1 protein-coding gene is annotated in these 552 nt (G+C 34.4%); it reads right to left on the reverse strand.

Features of this window, described 5'->3' with window-relative positions:
- Positions 1–80: 80 nt before the first annotated feature.
- A partial coding sequence (locus tag A6E03_RS11255) for an IS3 family transposase (RefSeq protein WP_141677263.1) occupies positions 81–552 on the reverse strand: 472 nt, incomplete at its 5' end.

Raw genomic sequence — 552 nt, forward strand, 5'->3', positions numbered from 1 at the left:
CCCATATACACACCATATGGAAGCAGGCGTTTTCTTAGAAAGAAAATAAACTGTCTCGTCCTAAAATACGTTGACGATTTTTAATTGAAAGCTAAGTGCGTACGCACTTGGCTTTTTTTGTGTACTTGATTTGGTGTACTCATTCCCAAGCTTAAATGTGGTCGCATTTCATTATAAATAAAAATAGATTCTTCAACTAGATGTCTTAACTCCTCTAAATCTTTGCAGTCATACAAAAGAAACTCTTGTTTAAGTATCCCATTTATTCGCTCTGCTAATGCATTTTGATAGCAATCATACCCATCCGTCATTGATGGTTTAATGTCATTTTTATTCAGTTTTTCCTGATAAACCTTTGAGCAATACTGTAATCCTCGGTCTGAATGATGAATCGTACTCCTTTGATATTGACGACTCTCTATCGCCATATCAAGAGCTTTGACTACATCAGTAGCTTTCATTTCATCACTTAATTCATATCCCATTATCTTTCGACTATAAGCATCTGTTACTAATGATAAATAATGAACACCTTCTTGTGATTGAACGTAA

Source organism: Aliivibrio sp. 1S128, assembly GCF_001691065.1.
Taxonomy (GTDB): Bacteria; Pseudomonadota; Gammaproteobacteria; order Enterobacterales; family Vibrionaceae; genus Aliivibrio.